The 6,166-nt window shown below is 55.7% G+C and carries 8 protein-coding genes; all 8 read right to left on the bottom strand.

The features are described 5' to 3' along the window. On the bottom strand, nucleotides 1-1,398 hold a 1,398-nt coding region (locus ACWVCN_RS02710; RefSeq protein ID WP_455243975.1), incomplete at its 3' end, for a GMC family oxidoreductase N-terminal domain-containing protein. A 119-nt stretch (nucleotides 1,399-1,517) separates the two neighbouring features. Then, nucleotides 1,518-1,829 carry a helix-hairpin-helix domain-containing protein gene (locus ACWVCN_RS02705; protein ID WP_455243974.1) on the bottom strand — a complete coding sequence of 104 codons (312 nt, stop codon included), beginning with the start codon at nucleotides 1,827-1,829 and terminating at the stop codon, nucleotides 1,518-1,520. A gap of 197 nt (nucleotides 1,830-2,026) precedes the next feature. Next, a complete protein-coding gene (locus ACWVCN_RS02700; RefSeq protein WP_455243973.1) occupies nucleotides 2,027-2,842 on the bottom strand; it encodes an MIP/aquaporin family protein in 816 nt (271 codons plus the stop codon). Continuing rightward, on the bottom strand, nucleotides 2,826-3,089 hold the full coding sequence (locus tag ACWVCN_RS02695; RefSeq protein WP_455243972.1) for a hypothetical protein: 264 nt from the start codon (nucleotides 3,087-3,089) through the stop codon (nucleotides 2,826-2,828). The genes ACWVCN_RS02700 and ACWVCN_RS02695 overlap by 17 nt, the downstream gene beginning before the upstream one ends. 189 nt (nucleotides 3,090-3,278) lie before the next feature. After that, a complete protein-coding gene (locus ACWVCN_RS02690) occupies nucleotides 3,279-3,485 on the bottom strand; it encodes a hypothetical protein (protein ID WP_455243971.1) in 207 nt (68 codons plus the stop codon). A 68-nt stretch (nucleotides 3,486-3,553) separates the two neighbouring features. Then, entirely contained in the window at nucleotides 3,554-3,928 is a 375-nt protein-coding gene (locus ACWVCN_RS02685; protein WP_455243970.1) for a hypothetical protein, read from the bottom strand. Nucleotides 3,929-4,110: 182 nt separating this feature from the next. After that, nucleotides 4,111-4,386 (bottom strand): anti-sigma factor family protein, encoded by a 276-nt coding sequence (locus tag ACWVCN_RS02680; protein ID WP_455243969.1) that lies wholly within the window; start codon nucleotides 4,384-4,386, stop codon nucleotides 4,111-4,113. Between the two features lie 7 nt (nucleotides 4,387-4,393). Next, nucleotides 4,394-6,166 (bottom strand): amylo-alpha-1,6-glucosidase (locus ACWVCN_RS02675; protein ID WP_455243968.1); only part of this gene is annotated, 1,773 nt, incomplete at its 5' end.

Below are 6,166 nucleotides of genomic sequence, written 5' to 3'. Positions count from 1 at the left end.
GTCCAATACGCTGGTCTTGGGGTCACGGCCGAACCGAACAGTTCCGCACTGGTGCGCGGTGCCGGCGATCGGGATTTTCTTTCCTAGATAGAGGTGCGTAGGCAGAAGATGGTCTTCGCAGCCAAGATGATTCAGCATGCTTTTGAGCTTCGCCGCCAATCTTGTATGCGCTTCCAGGTTATTTTCCGTATAGGCTAGCGTGATGTTTCCCTCCTTGCCGGCGAGCACGCGGTTGTTCGGATCCGGCAAATCCTCCGAGGTCATCCAGAAATCGAGCGAGTGTTTCGCCATCTGATCGAGGGCGAAGCCGGGGGCAAAGGCCGGCGCCCCTCCCCGCAAGGTGTCCATGTCCGATTTTCCGATCATCGAGATGTGCCCCATGGGAAAGTCCCAGTCGGGAGACGAGTAATAGAAATCGTTCAGGCCGATTGTCTTCTGGAACACCGTCGGATTGGGCGTCTTCGAGATCGCGAGCATCGCCGAATTGTTGTGACACATGTAGTGGCGACCTACCATGTCAGAGGAATTGGCAAGTCCGTTCGGATGCTTATCGTCGGCCGACTTTAACAACAGCGCGGCTGAGTTGATCGCGCCGCAGGACACCACCACGATGTCGGATGTAAAGATTTCTATTTCCCCATTCATCTCCACCACAACTCCCGTCACCACTCGTCCCGGGCCCTTTGCTTCTAGCCTGGTTGCCTTTGCATTCGTCATCAGCGTCACGTGCGGATATTGCAGTGCGGGATCGACGCAGACCACTTGGGAATCGGCTTTCGCATTCACCAGACAGGGGTAGCCATCACAGGTATTGCATCGGATGCAGTTCCCCTTTTCAGGTTGCTCTTCATTACGCATTACGCCAACTGGCAAATGAAACGGCTTGTGGCCGCACTTCTGCCAATCGTCGTGGAGTTGTTGAATGCGAGGCTCATGTGCCAGAGCCGGATACTTGTACGGTCCGCTGGCTTTCGGTTCGGTCGGGTCCTCACCGCGGTTGCCATGCACGTGGTACAGGTGCTCGGCCTGGGTGTAATAAGGTTCGAGTTCGTCATAGGAGATCGGCCATTCCGGCGAAATGCCGCCGTGATGTTTTATTTCACCAAAATCCTGAGCGCGCATACGGAGCAGCGCCGCGCCGTAGACTTTCGAGTTCCCACCGACGTTGTAATGGATACCGGGGTGAAAGGTGTGGCCGTCCTTGTCCTGCCAGGTTTCCTTGGCTTTGTAACGGTTTTCGATAAAGACGGTTTTCGTATTCCAGTTATCTTTCTCACGAGGTAGGTACCCGCCGCGTTCGAGCAGGAGGATCTTCTTGCCGGATGGCGCCAGCTTCCAGGCGAGGGTGCCGCCGCCGGGACCTGTGCCAATGATGATAATGTCGTAATGAGATGGCATGTTGCTGAGTCGGCACAGGAGAAGAAGTCTTACAAGGATGGAGAGTGGAAGGGGACGGCAGGACTTTCCTGCTCAGGTGCAACGGCTCGACCATACTAATTTGATGAACAACTGCCCGTCTATTTCTGCTTCGCAATGATCTTGTACTTGATCTGCTCATACGCTGCTCTTGGGAGAATCTTCTTCTTAACCAGTTCGTCCTTTCTGGCGTAGGGCCGGCCCTTGATGATCTTTTCCGCAATGGGATCGCCGACTCCTTTCAGCGTCTTGAGCTGATCCGCCGTGGCGCTGTTGATGTCAATCAAATCGTCTTGTTCGGCCGCGTCGGCGATTGGTGATCGCTGCACTACCGCAGGAAACAGAAGAAACATGAGCAAAACTACACACGTCAGCCCCAGTACACCTGCCCCTTGTATCAACCTCGTTCGCATGGCAACCTCCTTTGTGAACACGTTGGCTGTCCTGCAACGTGAATATTGTATAGTTTCCGGCCGACAACTTCGCCCCTCTGTTCCTCCACGTGCGGTGGCCATTACGGGATATAGGTTAGGAGGGACCGGCAGATAAGGGTGGTCTCACTATGCGGGTGTCCGAGGAGTTATTTCCTGAGAAATACATTCCACCGACACTATGGCCTGTTGGTTGAATCCAGCAGCTCAGGATAGTTGCAGCGAAAAATGCAGCGCTTGCCGTTCTGGTGATGTAATTTTGCGCAGTACACATGCTTGAGGGTTTTTACTCTTTTATATGCCTCGGCGGCTGCAAGCATGCCCATCGGCGGAGCAGTGAGATAGATCCAGAAAGCGGTCCACAGGTTCGCTGGGATCGCGGACGCGAATGTCCGAGCGGGATTCATGCTCATGCCTGAGAGCGGCGACTCGACGCTGATAAAGATGGCGACAAGACAACCGGCGGTAAGCCCTGTATAGGTTGCAAGCGACTTGTGATTGGACATGAGGAGGACCATCAGCATCAGACCGAACGAGATGATGACTTCCGCCACGAAAGCGACCATGGCTCCTGGAGTTCCCGGTACGGTGACGACGTAATTCACCGATGGATGTTCGATCGCCATTCCGACCGTTACCGCACTGACTACCACACCGATCAACCCGCCCAACGATTGGGCCACGATATAGAAAAAGGCATCAGCCCCTTCGATTTTCCCGAGTCGGTAGAATGTCAACGTGACGGCGGGATTCAAATGCGCGCCTGATTGCTTTCCCCAAGGTGAATAAATGAGAGCGACGGCTGTCAGGCCCATGCAGATCCCGATGACAATGCGTCGAAGCGTCGAGTCCGGAATGAGGGCATGAATCGGGGAATGCGGATATTCGAGTGCCGTCGTGGCGATAGCGGCCGAAATCATGAAGAAGCCAAGCCCGGCCGCTTCCATAAAGTATTCGGGCCAGTGAGCACGCAACGATTCAAGAGGCAACCGCATGGGCAATCGCCCTTCTCCGACTGCCGCCGAAAGAACGTGCCGGCATTTTGCAAACCGATGACGTGCCGACCATATACCGGATTTGCTTGGGAGCCGATCCTCGATAATTCGCACTGATCCATATCTCTTCCGCTGTTTCGTGGCAGGGCCGGCAACGCCAGCGGGTAATCGTCATGGCTCCTTGATCATCCTGAATTTCCTGACAACTACTGCTGATCATCGTGCGACGACAGGTCGGACAAGTCATGGCTGCCTCCTTTCTCCTTACATCAGCATGAACACGGTTTTCGCGGTTTGATCTGTCGGTCGATCCGGATGAACGGAGCGCAGGGTCCGCTCCCAACGGCATAGTCAGCGACAACGTTCCCGCAGCTAACACAGCGGGAGGCCCAGCGTCAGACTCCGAGGCGTAAAATGTTCCCTGACGGCCATTCGGTTACAGCGCTCGCACGGCATAGCGGCTTCGTTGCGTCGTCGGGATTTGTGTGCGAACCGGTTGCACCTGCGGTATCAGCGCATCAAGTCGCCATAGCCATTCCAGGAAGTCGACCCGCTGCGATAGCCACCAGCAGGTCGTAGCGAACCGGAAATCCCAGGCTCTCTGTCTTATATGTCGTACGGCCCAGTAGGCTTTGGCTTTCATGGATCACCTCGCTTCCTTGACGATGGGTCGTCAATGAGACGCGGTTCTTACAAGACGGGGAGGTAGGTTCAGCGGGTGAGGGATGCGGAGGCGAAGGCATCTTGCAGTAAGAGGGCAAAATCTTCCCGAGACAATGACGCCAATGCCTGCTCCGCTTGTTGCCTATAGTAGTAGGCCCATTCGGGACTCGTGTACCGCGATATCACATAGTGATAGAGGTATCTTGCCTCGGGAACCCGTTCCTGCGCTCTCAACATTCTTGCAGCTTGAACGATACAGGCTGCACTCAGTTCTTCGGGATCGACAGCGGTCCGTACCGGTTGCTTGACGACATGGTTGCCCCCGAAAGTTTTCAGCCAATCAGGCGGCTCAGAGTCTTGGAGTTTCGCTTCTTCCAATTGTCCTATCGCCTGCTGCAACAGATCAGCATCGGTCGTTGTCATGCAGCGTTGATAGGTAGACCACAAAGGCATAACCGAGGGGGAATGCTGATTCTGCCATCTATCGAGCCAGGAAACACCATGACAGCCCGTGAGCAAGATTGTCAGAAGTAGACCAGCAATGCGCATAGCAGTTCTGTCGCCATGCACCACCGTTTCTTACGGGAATAGTCTGAAAATGTCCATTAGCGGTGCTTCTCGCCGAAGGCTTCCGTCAGCCGAGCTTTTGCAGCAGAGGAAGGTGATGATTTGTGAGCGGATTCCTCCGCCGCCGAACGGCGTAGGGTCTGCCGAACCAATCGTAACTGATCGCGATAGCGTGCACAGGCCTCGCAAATCCAATAGTGGAGTTGGAGCCGGAGCCTGGCGGACCAGGGGAGCGATCGATCCATCGATTGTGAAGCCAATTGCGTGACATCTCTGCAGGGGGGAGTGATTCGAGCAAGGAATGAAATGATCATTGAAGCATTACGGGTTAATGACGTGGCCTCCGCCTCTGCCCAGTTCTGCTGTTTCCCTCGGGGAGTGAGTCGATTGAGCGGAGGGTTTCTTACGCCTCTTGACAACCACCTGTTTCAATTGGGATTTCTCAGATTCAGGATGGATGCCAAGATCTTCAACCAACGCTCTCAGCGGTTCTGCGACCGACCACGCCTGGGCGAAGCAGCCGCGGGGGTTATGTGGCGCATCGCCATCGAAGATTTCCGAAACCTGCCCCACACAGGCTTCGTGAAGATGGGCGCTGAGACCTTCAAGGAAAGCACGGGCCTGCTCGCGGGCAGCCGCTTTCTTTCCTTGCACCTTGAGCCAGGCCGTGACAAACGGACCGAGGAGAAAAGGCCAGACCGTCCCTTGATGGTAAGCCCCGTCCCGTTCCACCACGCCGCCTTCGTAACGGCCACGATACCGACTATCGCGCTGCGAGAGCGTACGAAGTCCTACCGGCGTGAGGAGTTCGGTTTTAACGATGCGAAGCAGGCTTTCAGCCTGTTCCTGCGGCACCAGGTCCTCGTTCAAAGACAGGGCATAGAGTTGATTGGGCCGGAGTGAGCTGTCGTTTCCCTCAGGGCCATCGATCACATCGTAGAGGTAGCCGCCGTCGGTATACCAGAACCGTTGCCGGAAGGACTCTGCTGCTTGATCATGATCCTTCTGACAGCGTCGGGCATAGGCCGTCTCACCGAATTTCATGGCGAGCGATCCACCGACTGACAAGGCGCGAATCCACAAGGCTTGAACTTCGACCGGTTTGCCGTGGCGAGGAGTGACAACCCAGTCTCCGACCTTCGCATCCATCCATGTGAGCTGTACGCCAGGGATGCCGCCGGCAACAAGGCCGTCTTGATCCATCCTGATGCCGTATCTGGTCCCGTTCCGATAGCCGTCCAGAATCTTTTTTACGGCAGGCCAGGCAATCGCACGGACACGCCGGCTGTCATGAGAGTAAGTCAGGTAGCGATCGACCGCATGGACAAACCACAGCGAGGCATCGATCGTGTTGTACTCGGGTTCTTCACCAAGATCAGGGAAGCGGTTCGGCACCATGCCTTCTGAGATATGCGCCGCGAAGGATTCAATGACCTGCCAGGCAATGCTGTGACGGCCGGTGACGAGACAGAGCCCGGGTAACGAGATGAACGCGTCGCGTCCCCAATCGGTAAACCAGGGATACCCGGCGATCACCGTTTGCTGTGGACCCCGCTCCGAGAGGTAGCTTTCCGCAGCACGCCAGAGTTGACCAACCAATGGATCACCGCCTGGGGCTGCATCCTTAAGCCTTGCTCGTCGCTTCTTCTCTGCGTCGACGAGTGCCTGGACATCGAGTTGCTCGATGTTCTCCGAGGTAAAAACCAGTGTCGCCTCCTGTTGTGTTGCGAGGTGAAAGGTGAATTCACCGGGCGACCACCAGTCTTCGGTATAGTCGAGTCCACGCCGTTGTTCGACGGGATATTGGACTTCTCGAAACCAATGAGGTTCATGGCGGTACTCTCCCATATGATTGAAGGCACGGATAGTCGGCAAGTCGCGATAGGGCTGCCAAGCCATTACCCGGTCGTCTCCCGAGTGATTGTTGTCGAGACCCATATTTTCGTGATGCGTGGAATGGTAGTCGCGGCCGCTCAACATCGGTCGCACGCGGAGCGTCACGGAAGCCTGTGACTTCTTACCAACACGCCAACGGACGACGACGAGATCACGACCCTTTGCACAGACAATTTCTCGCTGTATGTCTACTCCGGC

Source organism: Petrachloros mirabilis, from assembly GCF_975968855.1.
This window is presented reverse-complemented; position numbering and strand designations above follow the sequence as displayed.